We start from the raw sequence: 17453 nt of genomic DNA, 5'->3' as shown, positions 1-17453 counted from the left end.
GGTGTGAGGCGAGGCATACTTAGTCTCCGTAGTGGCACGCCTGTTTCGCCAATTGGTGGCACCGTTGCTGACCGAGTGTATCTCCTGCGATTATTTGATAAGGTGAATAGCTCACTGGTGTGTCATCCGGCTGTCATGCAGCCGGAATAGAAGCGCGCAAACCATTAAGATTGCGCGCTTATGTTACATGAAACTAAAATACACGCAGATGTTGCTGTCGAGGCAGAAGGCCTGAGCCTCGCCTATGGCAATAATACGATCCTGAGAAATATTGATCTGACCTTACCAAAAGGCCAGACGCTTGCTCTGCTTGGTCCGTCGGGTTGTGGAAAGACCACATTGCTTCGTCTGGTGGCAGGTCTTCTGGCACCCACGAGCGGATCCGTTACGATCAATGGCGTAAAAGTTGCTGATGCTGCGACGGGCAAGTTTTCGCCGCCGGAAAAGCGTCATCTTGGCATGGTGTTTCAGGATTATGCGCTTTGGCCGCATATGACTGTTTACGGGAATGTTTCATTTCCGCTGGAAATGCGCGGCATTGGACGCGCTGAGCGTGAAACGCGTGTGAAATCGGCTTTGGACCGTGTTGGTCTTAAAGGCTTTGGTGATCGTTCGATCAGCGATATGTCGGGCGGTCAGCAACAGCGCGTGGCGATTGCGCGCGCAATCGTTGCTGAACCCGGTCTCGTGCTTTTTGACGAACCGCTCTCCAATCTTGATCGCGAATTGCGCGAGAATATGGTCACCGAAATTGGTCAGCTTGTCGCAAATCTTGGCCTGACGGCTATCTATGTGACCCATGATCAGAGTGAGGCTTTTTCGCTTGCTCATCAGGTCGCGATCATGCGGGCAGGGGTTATCGAACAGCTGGCAGCGCCAGAAGTTCTTGTCGCGCAGCCCAATACGCCTGCCGTTGCTGATTTCCTTCGTCTTGGCTGTGTGATGCCCGTTGAGCGTGAAAGTGCTGGTTATCGTATCGCGCAAACGGAAATCCGGCTTGCGAACAGCATAGCGCCCGCTCAGGCGACGCATGTGCTTCTGCCATCGCGGTCGGTGCGCAGCGTCGAATTGTGCAGTTTATCCATTCCGGCAACGGTTCTGCGCACGCAGTTTCGCGGTGACGGTCATCTAACGACGGTACGCATCGGTTCGCAAACCGTGTCGCATGAACTCACTTATCTCGACAGTCATCGTCTTACACCCGGCGTGCCGGTTGGTATCGCAATCGATGCGGAGCAACTCCGCTGGTTCTCCCGCTAAAACTTCTGTCTCAGGCACATCTCAGGAGAGATTAATGAAAAAGTCCCTTATCGGCGCAGGCATGGCGTTTGCCGCAGCTCTGCTCGCAAGCTCGGTAGCTTTCGCCGACATCACCGTTTATTCGGCTGGTCCCGGCAAGCTGATCGAAGGTCTGGCCGCTGGCTTCACAGCCAAGACCGGCACCAAGGTCAATGTGTTTCAGGCAACGACCGGCAAGGTTATGGCCCGTATTGAAGCCGAAGCTGCCAATCCTGTTGTGGACGTTCTGATTTCTGCTTCCTGGGATACAGCAACTGATTTCGCCAAGCGCGATTGGCTGGTTGCTTACACCAGCCCGAATGCTGCAAAAGTTCCTGATTTTCTGAAGAACGAAACCGCTGTTGCACAGGGTGTTTCGGCGCTTGGTATTGCGTGGAACCCAAACAGCAAGACGCCAAAGCCAACCGAATGGGCTGATCTGGCCAAACCAGAATATAAGGATCTGGTGAACCTCCCAGATCCATCGCAGTCGGGTGCAACATTTGAACTCGTTGCCGCACTTTCGGAAACACAGGGCTGGGACCTGTTCAAGAACCTGCAGGCAAATGGCGCAGTTGCAGCCGGTGCCAATGCAGAAGCGCTGAACCCAGTGCTTCAGGGTGCAAAGGCCGCTGTTTTTGGTGCTGTCGATTATATCTCGCTGGCTGGCAAAGCCAAGGGCGAAGCTATTGACGTTATCTTCCCGGCATCGGGTACGGTAATTGCGCCACGTCCTGCCATGATCCTCAACTGGTCGAAAAATCAGGACGAAGCCAAGCAGTTCATCGATTACATGCTTTCGGATGAAGGCCAGAAGATGGTTGCTGACACTTACCTGATGCCTGCACGTTCCGACGTTGTGGCTAACCGTCCGCTGATCAATGATCTGAAGATTCTCAAGATCGATGCAGCAGCTGTTTACGGCAAGCGCAATGAAACGTTGAAGGAATTCAACGCGATTTTCGGCGTGAAGAAGTAAAATCCGGGTGGCTCTCCTCAAATTGAGGAGAGCCATTTCTTTTGGCTATTTTTAGATTGCTGTCATTTTTCATGGCAGCTGGAATACCGTAGAGGCAATCATGAGTGCAAAGACCGCTACCGCTGCAAATCCGCTTGGGCTTGTGGCCGTTATCGGCCTCGCTATTGTCGTCGCGGTTCCGTTTATTTTCATTGTCTTACAGGCGATTTTCCCGCAGATCGGGCAGGGCGTGTTCAGCGCACCTTTTGTGCATCTGCCAGCTTTGTTTGAAGATCCAAGACTTCTGCGCATGACCGGCAACACCATTTTGCTTGGTGTCAGCGTCGTGATTTTATCGGCGATTATTGCGGTGCCTCTCGCTGTTTTTCGGGCGCTATATAAAGTGCCGTTTGCGCTGGTGTGGGACGTGCTGATGCTCGTGCCTTTCATGATACCGCCCTATATTGCGACGCTTGGCTGGATCATGACTCTGCAGCCACGCGGCTATCTTGATCAGCTTGCAGGCTTTAACCTCGCGCCTTTTCTGTTTTCGCTTGCCGGCATGACATTCGTGATGGCGCTCAACACGTTTCCGCTGGTTTATTTCGCCGTGTCGCGGACGATTGAAGCTGTTGGCGCACGTTATTCTGATGTTGGCCGTGTTTTTGGTGCGTCGCCTTGGCGGTCGTTTTTCCGCATTACGCTGCCACTTGCAACGCCGGGACTGGCAGCAAGCCTGCTTCTCGTCTTCGCTTCGGCAATTGAGGAATATGGCACACCGGCAGCACTTGGCAGCCGATCCGGTTTTGAAGTGCTGGTAACGGAAATCGATATGCGCATTTCCGATTGGCCGATTGATCTTTCGGGCGCCGCGGTCTTTTCGCTGGCATTGGTTTTGTTATCGCTCGCAGCTTTTATGCTGCAGCGCTGGATTTTGACGCGCCGTTCTTATGTGACAACGGGTGGTAAGCCACAAAACAAAGACAAGCGCGAACTTGGCGTGTTCAAGGTTCCGGTTGTCATCCTGTTTGGTGTAGTCGCTTTTGCTGCAACCGGCGTGCCGCTGCTCGCAATTCTTGCGACAGCCATGTCGAAGACTATTTCCGGTGGGCTTACACTATCCAATCTCGGCTTTGATAATTTTGCAGATATTGCAGATAATAGTGCAGGTGCTATGCGCGCATTGACCAACAGCCTTTCCTTGGGTGTTGCGAGCGCGTTGCTAACCGGATTTCTGGGTGCCGTAGCTGCTTATGCGGTTGTCAAAATGCGCTTTCGTGGGCGGTTCTGGCTTGATGTTCTGACGGTGTTGCCAAACTCTCTTCCCGGTGTCGTAGTTGCGGTCGGTTTGATCCTTGCATGGAACCAGCCATCTTTGCTGATTTCGCCGTATAATACGCCACTGATCCTACTGCTTGCCTATTGCTGCATTCTGTTGCCACAGCCAATCCGCTATGCAACTGCAGCGTTTCATCAAATTGGCGATAATCTTGAAGCCGCCGCGCGCGTTTGCGGTGCAGGTAGTTTTACAACTTTCCGCCGCATCATGCTGCCGCTGATCGCGCCAAGCCTAATTACCGCAATGCTGCTGGTTTTTGCTGTGGCAACGCGTGAGCTGGTCGCTTCGATACTGGTGGCACCTGTTGGGATGCAGACGATCTCGATCTTCATCTGGCGACAGTTTGAGCAAGGTTCGATCGGCCTCGGCATGGCGATGGCTTTCATTGCGATCCTGCTCACAACGCTGCTGCCGCTATTACTGATGGGCCTTCTCAAGCGCACAGGTCTGGTGAAACTCTAATATTGTCGACAAATTGCGTACAGAGATTTATCCTTTCAGCATGTCACCGAGTCCGTGGCAGGCTGAAAGGAATAAGCAATGTCTCTCACTACCCAACGCCCCAGCATTTCCAATGATGAGCGGCTTGAGCGTATCAATGTTCTGCGCCGCAATTTAACCGAAAAAAATATCGGTGCCTTGCTGCTAGGGTCGACTGAGAGCCTGCTTTATTACACTGGCCTTGTCTGGCATTCGAGCGAACGCCTGCTTGGTGCAGTGATTACGCAAAGCGAGATTGTCTATGTCGTTCCGGGTTTTGAGCAAAGCCGTGTGGAAAGCCTTCCGCATCTCCCCGGTGAAATCCGCATCTGGCAGGAAGAGGAAAATAGCGCTGCTCTCGTCGCTTCGCTTCTGAAAGCCGATGAGACACTTGCCGTTGACGAAGCAGTCCCGCTGTTTGTCTATAATGCGTTGCGTCGAGAAATTGGCGCGGATCGTCTTATTGACGCTGGCCCGGTCATTCGTGAGCAGCGTATCGTCAAGTCACAGACTGAAATCGACATTATCAAATATGCCATGGGGCTGACGCTTGAAGTGCATCGTCGTGCGCATCAATTCATTCGTCCGGGCATTGCCGCATCCGATGTGGTGCGCTTTATCGATGAGCAGCATCGCGAAATGGGTGCAAGCGGCTCGACCTTTTGCATCGTTTCTTTTGGTGAAGCGACGTCCCTCCCACATGGTGCCGATGGCGAGCAGTTTTATAAGAATGGCGATGTTATTCTCGTCGATACAGGTTGCCGAATTGATGGCTATCACTCCGATCTGACCCGCACCTATATGCTTGATGAGCCGACAGCCGATTTTGAGCGTATCTGGACTATTGAACGACAGGCACAACAGGCCGTGTTCGATGCTGCAAAGCTTGGTGCTGCCTGTTCCAGCCTCGATGACGCTGCGCGCGCCGTGTTGGTCAAGCATGGCTTGGGGCCGGATTATCAGCTTCCCGGTTTGCCGCATCGTGCAGGTCACGGTCTTGGATTGGAAATTCATGAAGCGCCTTATATCGTGCGTGGCAATCAGTTGCAGCTGGCAGCGGGTATGTGCTTCTCAAATGAACCAATGATTGTCGTGCCGGGGCAGTTTGGTGTGCGTCTGGAAGATCATATTTACATGAGCGCTGATGGTGCGCAGTGGTTTACGCAGCCTGCAAAAGGACCAACGGAACCATTCGCCTAATACTTTCATGAGGAGCTGCCGATGACGGAAAGCGATAACAACGCCATCCCTGAACGCAAGCGCGGTTCTGGCGGGAAGATGGTCTATGACCTGTTGCGCGATGAAATTCTCGATCTGGTGCTGCCGCCTGGCAGCCCGATCGATGAAGTGCAGCTTGCCGAACGGTTTAAAATGTCCCGCACGCCAATCCGTGAAGCTTTGGTGCGGCTGGCGGGCGAGGGGCTGATTGATACGCTGCCTAATCGTTCGACGATGGTGTCGAACATCGACTTCCTCAACATGCATACCTATTTCGACGCACTGACTTTGATGTATCGCGCCACAACACAGCTTGCCGCTAAAAATCATCGGCAGGAAGATCTGGATATCATCGCTTTGCATCAAGCTGAGTTTACCGCAGCTGTGGAAGCACAGGACGCGCTTGGGATGATTGCGACCAATGCAGCTCTGCATCTTGCAATCGCAGAAGCGGGCCGCAATCCATATTTCACCAGTCTTTTTAAACGATTGCTGGATGAGGGGCGGCGCATTTTGCGGCTCTACTATCAGTCTTATAATGATCGTCTGCCACGGCGTTTTGTCGAGGAGCATGAGGAAATGATCGCTGCAATCGCTGCGCGCGACATGAAACTAGCCGAACAGCTGGCGCATGAACATGCAGAGCAGATCGTGCGTCAGGTACAGAAGCTGGTGATGCGCGATGACCGTCTGGAAATAAACCTGTAGCGCCGTGTAATTTCTGTCGACAAATAAAATACAGACTGATATATCAGTTGCAGCGAACTGAAAATGGCCAGATCCATGACAGTCCAATCGCTTTGGTTTTTGTTTGTTGCATTGCCCGTTGTAAAACTGCACCGCAGTTCGACGGTAATGCTCTGAGAGGAGTTTTCGATGGCTGCCAATATTTTTTCCGGCGTGATTCCGGCTCTGATGACCCCGTGCAAGGACGACCGCACGCCTGATTTCGATGCGCTGGTGCGCAAGGGCCAGGAACTGATCGACGCTGGTATGTCGGCTGTCGTTTATTGCGGTTCGATGGGCGACTGGCCTCTGCTTACCGATGAACAGCGTATGGAAGGCGTTGCTCGTCTGACCGCCGCTGGCATTCCGGTTATCGTGGGTACTGGCGCTGTGAACACCGCTGTTGCTGCGGCTCATGCTGCACATGCTCAGAAAGTTGGCGCAAAAGGCCTGATGGTCATCCCGCGTGTTCTGTCGCGTGGCTCGGTGATTGCAGCGCAAATGGAACACTTCAAGGCTGTGCTTTCGGCTGCTCCTGATCTTCCTGCCGTCATCTACAACAGCCCTTATTATGGCTTTGCAACGCGCGCTGATCTGTTCTTCGCACTGCGTGCGGAGCATCCGAACCTCGTTGGCTTCAAAGAGTTCGGCGGCCCAGCCGACATGCGTTACGCAGCCGAAAACATCACCAGCCGCGATGACGATGTCACGCTAATGATCGGTGTTGATACGGCTGTGTTCCATGGATTTGTGAACTGCGGTGCAACAGGTGCTATCACCGGCATTGGCAACGTTCTGCCGAAGGAAGTCATCCAGATGTGCAAGCTTTCGCAGGCTGCAGCAAAGGGTGATGCGGATGCGCGCCAGCGTGCGCTTGAACTTGAACAGGCGCTTGCTGTTCTGTCCTCTTTTGATGAAGGCCCGGACCTTGTGCTTTACTTCAAGCACATGATGGTTCTGAAGGGTGACAAGGAATATACGCTGCACTTCAACGCAAGCGATAAGCTCTCCGACAGCCAGCGCGGTTATGTTGAAGCGCAGTTCAAGCTCTTCAACAACTGGTATGCCGAGTGGAGCAAGTTGCCCGGCGCTGTTCAGACCTACAAGGCTTGAATATAGAAATAGATTGAAAAAGCCCTCCGTTTGGAGGGCTTTTTTGTTTTGGTTTTTAGTTGATGGCGTCGAGGCCTTTTTCCAGCAGAAGATCGAGTTGGTCGATCTCCGCTTTGGTGAGTTTGATGCCTTCGCTTTCAGACTCAGCGCGTGCCTTGAAGCGACGCTGCGAGGGAAGGCGGGCGCCTTGTCCAACAATAGCGTCAAACAGCATTTCGGCACGCGTAAACGGATCGCCCGGACGGCCTTTCGCAAAAGCTTCCGGTGAAAACGCGATGATCAGTTCGCCATGCACTGGTGACAGAGTCGTCGTGCCGAGGAAGTCGAGTACTTCGGGGCTGGTCAGGTCACCAATCATGATGGCCGCAAGCAGTTCGACCATCGTGCTGATCGCAGAACCCTTATGGCCGCCAAATGGCAGCATGGCACCGGCGAGTGCTGTTTCAGGATCAGTTGTCGGGTTGCCTTCCGCATCCAGCGCCCAGCCTTCCGGTAGTTGTTTACCAGCGCGGCGATGTAATTCGATTTCGCCACGTGCTGCAACCGATGTTGCAAAGTCGAAGACATAAGGCGAGGTTTCCTTGCGCGGCCAGCCAAATGCAAAAGGATTGGTGCCGAGCAGTGGTTTGTTGCCGCCCGTTGGCGCAACGGTCGCGTAGCTTGGGCACATGACGAGGGCGGCCAGTCCTTCGTTCGTCAGTGCTTCGACCTCTGGCCAGAGTGCTGAAAAATGTGTGCAATCATTGATAACAAGCGCTGCAATACCATTCTTACGCGTGCGCTCGGCAAGCACAGGAACACCTGTTTCAAATGCAGCATTGGCGAAGCCAAAGTTGGCGTTCACCCGCACGATGCTTGAAGCTTCATCGGCCACAATTTCAGGAATCGCGTCTGCTTTTACCTTCCCGGCCTTGACTGTGCGCAGCGCACCTTCGATACGATATATGCCGTGGGATTTGCAGTGATCGCGTTCACCCGCGATAATAACATGCGTGACAGCAGCAGCCTGTATAGCGTTCAGCCCTGCTTTACGAAAAATCGCCTCTACGCGGTCGTGAAGCGTGGCAATGCTCAGGATGGTGGTCTCGCTCATCATGCATCTTTCATGGCTAAACCTGCATGGAACGTCCCGCAGGCAATTGATATGTGCGCACACACTGTATACAAACAAACAGGGTATACAATCATTAGACAAGTACAATTTAGATGCAGTGAGATACTGGCTTAATTGTGCGTTGATTTCTACAGGAGGATGGACGAATGGCATTTACGCCCAAAGGGAAACACTTTGTTGCTGGCGAATGGCTCGATGGAGCCGGGACTTTTCAATCTTCACCAGCAAGTGGGCCAGCGCATTCGTTTGCAGTCGGTACAGTCGAGCTGGTGAACCGCGCTTGTGAAGCTGCGGAAGATGCTTTCTGGTCTTATGGCTATTCGACCCGCACTGAGCGCGCCACATTCCTGCGCGCTATCGCCGACGAAATCGAAGCACGCATTGCTGATATCGTTGTTATAGGCTCGCAGGAAACTGGCTTGCCGGAAGCGCGTCTTCAGGGCGAAACCGGCCGCACCACTGGACAGCTGCGTTTGTTCGCTGATCATATCGAAAAAGGCGACTATCTTGATCGCCGTTTTGATGCTGCACTTCCTGATCGTCAGCCAGCACCACGTCCAGAAATTCGTCTCGTTCAGCGCCCAATTGGTCCTGTTGCAGTCTTTGGGGCGTCCAATTTCCCAATGGCGTTTTCGACAGCCGGTGGTGACACAGCAGCAGCACTTGCAGCTGGTTGCCCAGTTGTCGTGAAGGGCCATTCGGCGCATCCCGGCACAGGTGAAATCGTGGCGCAAGCCGTTGAAGCCGCTATCAAGAAGACCGGCGTTCATCCGGGCGTGTTCTCGCTCATTCAGGGCGGCCGTCGTGATGTTGGCCATGCGCTGGTTCAGAACCCTTATATCAAGGCTGTTGGCTTCACCGGTTCACTCGGTGGTGGTCGTGCATTGTTCGATCTTTGCGCTGCACGTCCTGAGCCAATCCCATTCTTTGGCGAACTCGGTTCGGTTAACCCGATGTTCCTTCTGCCAGAAGCAATGAAGGCACGTGCTGAAACGCTCGGACAGGGTTGGGCTGGTTCGCTCACCATGGGCGCAGGTCAGTTCTGCACCAATCCGGGTATCGCCGTTGTTCTCGATGGCGCAGATGCCGATACCTTCACAACTGCTGCTGTCGAAGGTCTCAAAAAAGTTGCTCCGCAGACCATGCTGACTGATGGTATTGCGCAGGCATACCACGAAGGCAAAGAGCGTTTTGAAACGCGCAATGCCGTGAAACCGCTTTATGAAACCGAGTCATCGGGTCGTCAGGTTTCGCCAAATCTGTTTGAAACAACTGGCGAGCGCTTCCTGTCTGACCATGCGCTTGGTGAAGAAGTGTTCGGTCCTCTTGGACTGGTCATCCGCGTTGGTTCCGTCGATGAAATGGAAAAGCTTGCGCGTGGCTTTGAAGGTCAGCTGACTGCAACGATTCACATGGATGCAGGCGACATTGCTGAAGCACAAAAGCTTCTGCCGGTGCTGGAGCGCAAAGCGGGCCGCGTTCTCGTCAATGGCTTCCCAACTGGCGTTGAAGTTGTGGATTCAATGGTTCACGGCGGACCATACCCGGCATCGACAAACTTCGGCGCAACCAGCGTTGGAACAATGTCGATCCGCCGCTTCCTGCGCCCAGTTTCTTACCAGAACTTCCCGAAGGAACTTCTGCCAGAAGATTTTGCGTAAGCGCGCGAATACGTAGTAGAAAGCCCCGCTTAGGCGGGGCTTTTTTGTTAAAAGTCCTGCTTCATGCCGCCCGGCAAAAGTATCGCTGCTTTTTCAATTGTTGCGGGATCGCGGCCTGTTTCCTGGCAAAAGCGAAGCAGCGTTGGCTCGTGGCTTAAGTAGAATTGCAGCACGCCTGCAAGAAAACCAGGCTCTTGTGCAGCAGAGCGAATTGAAGAGACTTCGATGCCCGTCAAAGCGAGAAAACGCGGCATCAGATCGTTATCTTGTGCCATCCACACGAGTGCTTCCACCGCAAGAGCTTCTGCCTCTGTCTCACTCATGACAGTTTTCATATTAGTTCTCTCCGCTTTAAGCTCAGTCAGTGTGCCGTAGATCGCTGAAAATTCGATTCACGCTGATTTGCACTATACGCTAAAATGAAAGGCAATTTCAGTTGTTGGGTGAAATCACTGCAATGTCGGATTTGGTAGAATATTTGCTATTCGTCAATCAAATACGCTTAAACTACATAGAATCCATGTGGGCGTAATGGGCACAACAAACCTGTCGTGTGGCGGACAAGAATAAGGCCAGGGAATATTCGATGACCAAAACTGTGATGATCGTCGAGGACAACGAACTGAATATGAAGTTGTTTCGCGATCTAATCGAAGCCAGTGGATATGAGACCATCAGGACCAGAAGTGGCCTTGAGGCGCTTGATCTTGCCAGTGAACATCGCCCCGATCTGATTTTGATGGATATTCAGTTGCCTGAAGTTTCCGGTCTGGAAGTCACAAAATGGCTTAAGGACGACGAGGAGCTCAAGCATATTCCGGTCATCGCCGTCACCGCATTTGCGATGAAGGGTGATGAGGAACGCATTCGACAGGGCGGTTGCGAGGCTTACATATCCAAGCCAATTTCTGTTCCGCGTTTTATTGAGACGATAAAGTCTTATCTCGGCGATGCCTGATTATTTTGAATAAAGGCACGTTCGCGGTATAAGGTTTTAGGGGGGGGCAGGGGATCATGACAGCACGAATTCTCGTCGTGGACGATGTAGAATCGAGCGTAAAGCTGCTCGAAGCTCTGCTTTTGCGCGAATATTACGAAGTTGTGTCCGCTTATAATGGTGCGGAGGCGATCGAAATCTGTCTGGGTGGGCAGATTGATGTCGTCATTCTTGATGTTTTGATGCCGGGTATCAATGGTTTTGAAGTCTGTCGTCGTCTGAAAGACGATCCGCGCACGACAAATATACCCGTTGTGATGTTAACGGCGCTTAATAGCGCTCAAGACAAGATCACAGGTCTTGAAGCTGGCGCAGACGATTTTATGACGAAGCCAGTGAATGATCAGCAACTGCTTTCGCGCGTCAAAAGTCTTGCCCGTTTGAAGATGGTTTCAGATGAATTGTTTCAAAGAACCGGCACGGTCGCCGATACAGAAGTTGAAGCACTGCTCGTTACCAAGCTTTCCGGTCGTTTCGGTGGTGGAGAAGACGCCGCGCGCATTCTGATCGTTGACGAGAACGAAATTGCGGCTGCACGACTGCGCGTGATTCTGGGCGAAGACTATTTCGTCGATGTGGCCAATGATGCCAATGATGCGCTCATTAAGGCGATTGAGAACGACTATGACAGCATCGTCATTTCAGCTGATTTTACTTATTATGATCCGCTGCGCCTCTGTTCGCAGATACGAACGATTGAACGCACGAGGCTTGTGCCGATCATTCTGATCGTCAATGAAGATGAAGGCTCGTTAGTTGTTCGTGCACTTGAGTTGGGTGTGAATGATTATGTCATGCGTCCATTGGAGAAGCTGGAGCTTTATGCGCGATTGCGCACACAGATCAAACGCAAGTGCTACAATGATCTTTTGCGCCAGAGCCTGCATCGTACCATAACTATGGCGGTTACAGACAGCCTCACAGGGCTGCATAACCGCCGTTACCTTGATACGCACCTGCCAGTGCTTCTATCGCGTGCTACAGGCCGTGAGAGGCCGTTAACGGTCATCATGATCGACTTCGACCACTTCAAGCGCGTCAATGATCAATATGGTCATGATGGCGGCGATGATGTGTTGCGAGAATTTGCTACGCGGTTGCGCACAAAGATTCGCGGCATGGATGTAATGTGCCGCTACGGCGGTGAAGAATTTGCCATCGTGTTACCGGATACTGATTTGGCTTCTGCTGCGGCCGTTGCAGAGCGAATTCGTGATGCAGTATCAGAAGAGCCATTCTTGCTTGCTGGCGGCAAGCATCAGATTGCTATGACAATTAGCATCGGCATTGCGTCGCTTCGCTTGATGGGTGGCGATACGGTCGAAGCGCTTTTCGCGCGTACGGATGCAGCCCTTTATGAGGCCAAGAAAAAAGGTCGCAATCGGATCGTTCTTTCGGCGGCCTGAATGCCTTAAACAGCGCCTAACAAAAAAGCCGTCTCATAAGAGACGGCTTTTTGATTCCTGCCAGTTATTCTGGCGGCAGAAACGAATTACTTAATCTTCGTTTCCTTGAAGTCGACGTGCTTGCGCGCGATCGGGTCGTACTTAGTCTTTGTCATCTTATCCGTCATCGTGCGGCTGTTCTTCTTCGTTACGTAGAAGAAGCCGGTGTCAGCGGTCGACAAAAGCTTAATCTTGATGGTCGTAGCCTTGGCCATATCGAAATACCTGCTCTTTTATGATTAAACCGCTACGAGTCTCACCTGTTGGTAAGAAGCGGAAATTCGGCGCGACACTACGGTTTAGCGGCGAAAAGTCAACCCCGCTTCTTCTTTTGAACGAGCCTAATCGTAGCAAAGAGTGCAAAAGCCGCAAAAAAGATGCCGAGTGTGAGCGGGAATCCCTTGGGTCCCATCGCATCCATGCCGACTCCAACCGCTTGCGGGCCTGCCAGCATTCCGATTGCATAGCAGAAGATGAATGCAGCATTGGCGGATGCAAGTTCGCGTCCCGTCAGCTCAGAACCAAGATGGGCAAGGCCTACGGTATAGAGACCGGCGACCACGCCGCCCCACAAAAACAGTACGGCGGCCATAAGATACCAGCTGTGCATAAGGTAGGGCAGGGCGATCATTCCGATAAGGCCGGTGACAGCGCAAAACAGCAGCAATTTGCGGCGATCTGAAATCTTGTCGCTGATGATTCCCAATGGAATCTGCATCAACACATTGCCAAGGCCGATCATGGTCAGCAGCAATGCGGCATCGCCTTCGCTAAAGCCTACGCGTGCGCCAAAGACCGGGAACAGTGCGAAGCCACCAGTTTCAACAGCGCCGAAAACGAAGACGGCCATCGTCGCGGCTGGAACTGCAAAGATAAACGGCAGGAAGGGAACATGTTCGCCCTCCTCGAAATCTGGACTATCGCGCCATGCGATCAATACTGGAATGATGGCAATCAGAATGATTGCGAAACCGACATAGAAAGGCATGCCACCAGCACTGCCGATCTTTGAGAACAGCCAAGGTCCAAGGGCAAAGCCCATTGATAGGGATGTCGCATAGATGCCAAGCACCAAGCCTCGCTTTTCTGGCGGAGCGGAAGCATTGATCCAATATTCCGAGAGAACGAAAAGCACGGTCAGTGCGAAATGCAGTACGATTCGCAGTGCGAACCATGCCCAAAGTGGCTGGAAAAAGTGAAAACCAAGAAATGCGAAACTGCCGATAACCAGCATAAGAACGATTGCTTTGGCCACGCCGAGGCGCGCTGCAATCGGTGCTGCAAGGGGTGCTGCAACAATGGAAGCAAGGCCAGCGACAGCAGTATTGGCACCAATCAGACTGGCCGAGTGACCGCGACTTTCGAGCAAAACGCTTAAAAGCGGAATGCCAAGACCGATAGCGGCCCCCATAGCGCTGATCGTGGCAATTGCTGCCGCAAGCGAACGCCAATGCAATTCGCCTTCATTAGGCCCGTTGCCAGGTTGCCGCGCTGCGAGATCGGCAGGATGAATTTCTTTGTTCATAAGGTTAGATCACTTCACGCACAAAGCGGCCATGCCGCTTGCTGTATTGTACCACCGGAAGGGTGGCTGGCAATTCGTGCCGGGTTTCTGTCAGCAGCGTCTGCGCTTCTTTCAGAATGGCCTGAGTAATACGGGCAACATCCAGTTTATCAACCTCATCGATAGAAACCCAATTCAAATCCTGTAGTTCTCCACCGGGAACAAGTTGCTGGTTCGGCAGTTCTGGCAGGCTGTCACGAAAAGCAATGAAAAAACGCGCATCAAATCGGCGGACATTTCCGGGCGGCGTGATTGCGCGTGCAAAATAGCGCAGATCGCCTAGCGCAGGCAGCGCACCACCTTCCAGAAATGATAACCAGTCCTTGTTTGCAGGAGAATTGCCACCGTTTGATGACATGGCTTCGTGGTGATTTCGTCGGGCAAAACGAAGCCCGGTTTCCTCAAATGTTTCGCGAATGGCGCAAAGTCCGAGCGCTCGTGCTCGGCGTTGTGAGGCACGCGATCCCATCCCTGTAACGAGCTTGACCGTGTCCTCAGCGGTTAATTCGGATGCAGCAGCCATGCTGCCATCGCCGGGGTCGGCCCGACCTCCCGGAAACACGTATTTTCCGGGCATGAAAGCAAGAGATGGATGGCGACGTCCCATCAAAATACGCGGGATACTTTCTGTCCGATCAACAAGAAGAAGCGAAGCTGCATCGCGTGGGCGAAGCAGCGGTTTTATTTTATCATTTGTGGTGTGTGAGGCGGAGGTCACGGGGAAAACCCTGTCAGGTAACGTCGCCGTATTCACCTTCGCCTTTTCCGCCAAAACCATGCATGAACAAGGCCCATTGCAGTCCAATGGTAGCACCCTTGATCGGTTGCAGAAGCGCCAGCGACATGAGAACGATCATCGGTCCCCAAATGGCCATATGCGCTACGAGCGAAAGGTTTGTTGTTGCTTCAACGCCCATGAAGGCACCGACAACGATATGACCGACAATCAAAATTGTCAGGTAGGCAGGAAGATCATCGGCGCGCTGCTCCGTATAATCTTCATCGCAAACGGAGCAATGATCGACGGGCTTTACAAAAGAGCGAAACAGTTTGCCTTCGCCGCAATGCGGGCAGCGAGACTTAAACCCGCGCCACATAGCTTGTCCAAGATTGCGTGTTGGCCGGGCTGTTTTCTCGCTATCGCCACCGAAAACGTGGATTTGATTATCTGTTGAACTGGCCTCTAACGTGCTCATTTGCGACCTTTTCTTTTTGAGCGCGAAACGCCTGCTGGCTTTCCTGTGCGCCCGCGCATTCCCTTGGTTGCCTTATGATGCGAACGCGTCGACATCGGCAGGGAGTGCGGTTCCGAAACCATCTCAAAACGAAGCGCACCCGCGACAGGGAGCGCTTCCACTAGCTTCACCGTCACCGTATCGCCGAGACGGAAGCCTTTTCCGCTTCTTTCACCCGCGAGTGCGTGGTTTGCTTCATCATACAGATAGTATTCATTGCCCAAAGTTGAAATGGGCACAAGTCCGTCTGCGCCATATGTCGCAAGAGATACGAAAAGTCCGGCTCTTGTAACGCCGGTAACACGGCCCTCATACTCGTCGCCGAGATGCGCTGCGAGGAAATGCGCAATCAGGCGGTCAACGGTTTCGCGTTCGGCCAACATGGCACGGCGTTCGGTTGACGAAATAAGTGCCGCTGTTTCCACGAGCTGCGCTTCTTCAGCGGTGGTCAGGCCGTCATTGCCAAGTCCGAGCGCCTTCACCAATGCGCGATGCACGATCAGATCGGCGTAGCGGCGAATAGGCGAGGTGAAATGCGCATATTTGTGCAAATGCAGTCCGAAATGGCCAATATTATCAGGGCTATAAATCGCTTGGCTCTGCGTGCGCAGAACAACTTGATTGACCAGATCCTGATGATCGGTGCCGTCAACGGCTTCAAGAATACGGTTGAACTGGCCGGGCTTGAGTTCCGCGCCTTTGGCAAGGCTCAGATCAAGCGTACGTAGAAATTCGCGGAGCGATTCCTGTTTGGCAAGCGCTGGGGCATCATGGATACGGAAGATGAGCGGCTGGCGTTTCGCTTCCAGAGCTTCTGCCGCAGCCACATTGGCCTGAATCATAAACTCTTCAATGAGCTTATGCGCATCCAGGCGTTCCGGCACGATGACCTTTTCGACCTTGCCATCAGGCGCGAGAATGATTTTCTTCTCAGGTAAATCAAGCTCAAGCGGCTCACGCGCATCCCGTCCGCGTTTAAGCGCTGCATAGGCAGCCCAAAGCGGCTTCAGGATGGTTTCGAGGATCGGTGCGGTCTTCTCGTCCGTTGCGCCGTCAATCGCTGCCTGTGCCTGCTGATAGGATAGCTTGGCATGTGAGCGCATAAGGATGCGATGGAACTTATGCGACTTCTTATGACCGTTTGCGTCAAACACCATCCGCACGGCAAGCGCTGGGCGGTCTTCCAGTTCACGCAACGAACACAGATCGTTTGAAATGCGTTCAGGCAGCATCGGCACCACCCGATCCGGGAAATAAACTGAATTGCCGCGCTTCAATGCCTCGCGATCAAGGGCTGAGTTGGGGCGAATGTAAGCGGCAACATCGGCAATCGCTACAACAGCGACAAAGCCACCGAGATTATTCGGATCGGTATCTGGTTCTGCGTAAACCGCGTCATCGTGGTCTTTTGCATCTGCTGGGTCGATGGTCAGCAGAGGCATTTCGCGCCAGTCTTCACGACCATCCAGCGTTGCGGGCTTTGCAGCCGCTGCTTCACGCAGAACTTCCTCAGGGAAGATATGCGGGATTTCATGCTCATGAATAGCGATCATCGACAGCGCTTTTTCACTGTCAACGGAACCAACGACCTGACGAACCTTACCGCTTGGCAGACCATAGCGGCGCGACGACAGAAGTTCCACTTCGACCAGATCACCACTTTTCGCATCTAACAGCGATTGCGCGTCAAGCTGTACTTCTGGCTGTTTGCGATTGACCGGCTCAAGCCGCCATTCGCCATTGCTCAGCTTGCGCAAAACGCCAAGCACAGCATTGTTGTTTTGCTCAAGAACCTTGATGACACGCGCCGAGTATTCCGGACCGTCATGCTCTTTGCTGCGGAAAATTTTTGCCAAGACGCGATCACCGACGCCCACAACCGGACCATCGGATGTTTTGTTCAAACGCGTGCGACGGATCAAAATGACGGGTGGTTTGCCATATTCCGCCTCGTCCCAATCGACCGGGCTAGCGACGAGGCCACCTTCTTTATCGCGACCAGTGATGTTCAAACTGGCAATCGGCGGCAAGGAACCCGGACGTGACAGGCGACGGTCGCGCTTTTCGACCAAGCCTTCATCGCTTAGTTCACGCAACAGGTCTTTGAGATAAACCCGTGCATCACCTTTGATGTTGAACGCTTTAGCCAACTCGCGCTTGCCTGCACGGTCAGGATTTTCCTCGATAAATTTGAGGACTTCCTCACGCGTTGGCAGATAAGCAATCGGGTCGGCTGATTTTGCTTCGTTCAATTTCGCTGTTGCTGCACGCCGTTCGGTCCGTGCGGATCGTCCGGTATCGGGTTTTGGGAAACGACGTGCCAAT

Annotated in this window: 16 protein-coding genes; 9 read left to right on the top strand and 7 right to left on the bottom strand. The window is 53.0% G+C overall.

Annotated features, from left to right (window positions below):
* Positions 1–180: 180 nt before the first annotated feature.
* The 6 genes from WH356_RS08305 (at position 181) to WH356_RS08280 (ending at position 7112) form a co-directional block, all read left to right on the top strand.
* Complete coding sequence (locus WH356_RS08305; RefSeq protein ID WP_339509732.1) at positions 181–1260, top strand: ABC transporter ATP-binding protein; 1080 nt, start codon at positions 181–183, stop codon at positions 1258–1260.
* 34 nt (positions 1261–1294) lie between these two features.
* Positions 1295–2257 carry an ABC transporter substrate-binding protein gene (locus WH356_RS08300; protein ID WP_339509730.1) on the top strand — a complete coding sequence of 321 codons (963 nt, stop codon included), beginning with the start codon at positions 1295–1297 and terminating at the stop codon, positions 2255–2257.
* Between the two features lie 100 nt (positions 2258–2357).
* Positions 2358–4037, top strand: a complete 1680-nt coding sequence (locus WH356_RS08295; protein WP_339509728.1) for an ABC transporter permease — start codon at positions 2358–2360, stop codon at positions 4035–4037.
* A gap of 78 nt (positions 4038–4115) precedes the next feature.
* Positions 4116–5255 carry a M24 family metallopeptidase gene (locus WH356_RS08290; RefSeq protein WP_339509725.1) on the top strand — a complete coding sequence of 380 codons (1140 nt, stop codon included), beginning with the start codon at positions 4116–4118 and terminating at the stop codon, positions 5253–5255.
* 21 nt (positions 5256–5276) lie between these two features.
* A complete protein-coding gene (locus tag WH356_RS08285) occupies positions 5277–5981 on the top strand; it encodes a GntR family transcriptional regulator (protein WP_339509724.1) in 705 nt (234 codons plus the stop codon).
* A gap of 168 nt (positions 5982–6149) precedes the next feature.
* Positions 6150–7112 (top strand): dihydrodipicolinate synthase family protein, encoded by a 963-nt coding sequence (locus WH356_RS08280; protein ID WP_339509721.1) that lies wholly within the window; start codon positions 6150–6152, stop codon positions 7110–7112.
* 55 nt (positions 7113–7167) lie between these two features.
* On the opposite strand, the gene WH356_RS08275 is transcribed toward WH356_RS08280, so the two are convergent.
* A complete protein-coding gene (locus WH356_RS08275; RefSeq protein WP_339510323.1) occupies positions 7168–8205 on the bottom strand; it encodes an Ldh family oxidoreductase in 1038 nt (345 codons plus the stop codon).
* Positions 8206–8372: 167 nt separating this feature from the next.
* Between WH356_RS08275 and WH356_RS08270 the strand changes: the two genes are divergently transcribed.
* Positions 8373–9887 carry an aldehyde dehydrogenase (NADP(+)) gene (locus tag WH356_RS08270; RefSeq protein WP_339509719.1) on the top strand — a complete coding sequence of 505 codons (1515 nt, stop codon included), beginning with the start codon at positions 8373–8375 and terminating at the stop codon, positions 9885–9887.
* A 47-nt stretch (positions 9888–9934) separates the two neighbouring features.
* Here the strand turns inward: WH356_RS08270 and WH356_RS08265 are convergent, their stop codons facing one another.
* Entirely contained in the window at positions 9935–10222 is a 288-nt protein-coding gene (locus WH356_RS08265) for a DUF3572 domain-containing protein (protein ID WP_339509717.1), read from the bottom strand.
* Positions 10223–10473: 251 nt separating this feature from the next.
* Here WH356_RS08265 and WH356_RS08260 point away from each other — a divergent pair, with 251 nt between their 5' ends.
* Together WH356_RS08260 and WH356_RS08255 are read left to right on the top strand one after the other, a co-directional pair.
* Complete coding sequence (locus WH356_RS08260; RefSeq protein WP_339509715.1) at positions 10474–10845, top strand: response regulator; 372 nt, start codon at positions 10474–10476, stop codon at positions 10843–10845.
* A gap of 56 nt (positions 10846–10901) precedes the next feature.
* Positions 10902–12290 carry a PleD family two-component system response regulator gene (locus WH356_RS08255; RefSeq protein ID WP_339509713.1) on the top strand — a complete coding sequence of 463 codons (1389 nt, stop codon included), beginning with the start codon at positions 10902–10904 and terminating at the stop codon, positions 12288–12290.
* 86 nt (positions 12291–12376) lie between these two features.
* Here the strand turns inward: WH356_RS08255 and rpmG are convergent, their stop codons facing one another.
* The 5 genes from rpmG to rnr form a co-directional block, all read right to left on the bottom strand.
* Positions 12377–12544: a 50S ribosomal protein L33 gene (gene rpmG, locus WH356_RS08250; protein WP_094508422.1), complete on the bottom strand. Its 168-nt coding sequence runs from the start codon at positions 12542–12544 to the stop codon at positions 12377–12379.
* A 98-nt stretch (positions 12545–12642) separates the two neighbouring features.
* On the bottom strand, positions 12643–13785 hold the full coding sequence (locus tag WH356_RS08245; RefSeq protein ID WP_339510321.1) for an MFS transporter: 1143 nt from the start codon (positions 13783–13785) through the stop codon (positions 12643–12645).
* Between the two features lie 73 nt (positions 13786–13858).
* Positions 13859–14470: an NUDIX hydrolase gene (locus tag WH356_RS08240; RefSeq protein WP_339510319.1), complete on the bottom strand. Its 612-nt coding sequence runs from the start codon at positions 14468–14470 to the stop codon at positions 13859–13861.
* A 154-nt stretch (positions 14471–14624) separates the two neighbouring features.
* Positions 14625–15089 (bottom strand): DUF983 domain-containing protein, encoded by a 465-nt coding sequence (locus tag WH356_RS08235; protein ID WP_339509709.1) that lies wholly within the window; start codon positions 15087–15089, stop codon positions 14625–14627.
* Positions 15086–17452 carry a ribonuclease R gene (gene rnr / locus WH356_RS08230; protein WP_339509707.1) on the bottom strand — a complete coding sequence of 789 codons (2367 nt, stop codon included), beginning with the start codon at positions 17450–17452 and terminating at the stop codon, positions 15086–15088. The genes WH356_RS08235 and rnr overlap by 4 nt, the downstream gene beginning before the upstream one ends.
* Position 17453 lies beyond the last annotated feature (1 nt).

Origin of the sequence: Ochrobactrum sp. MYb379 (genome assembly GCF_037479515.1) — a bacterium.
GTDB lineage: Bacteria > Pseudomonadota > Alphaproteobacteria > Rhizobiales > Rhizobiaceae > Brucella.
The sequence above is the reverse complement of the archived record's forward strand: the minus strand, read 5'-3'. Positions and strand labels throughout refer to the sequence as shown.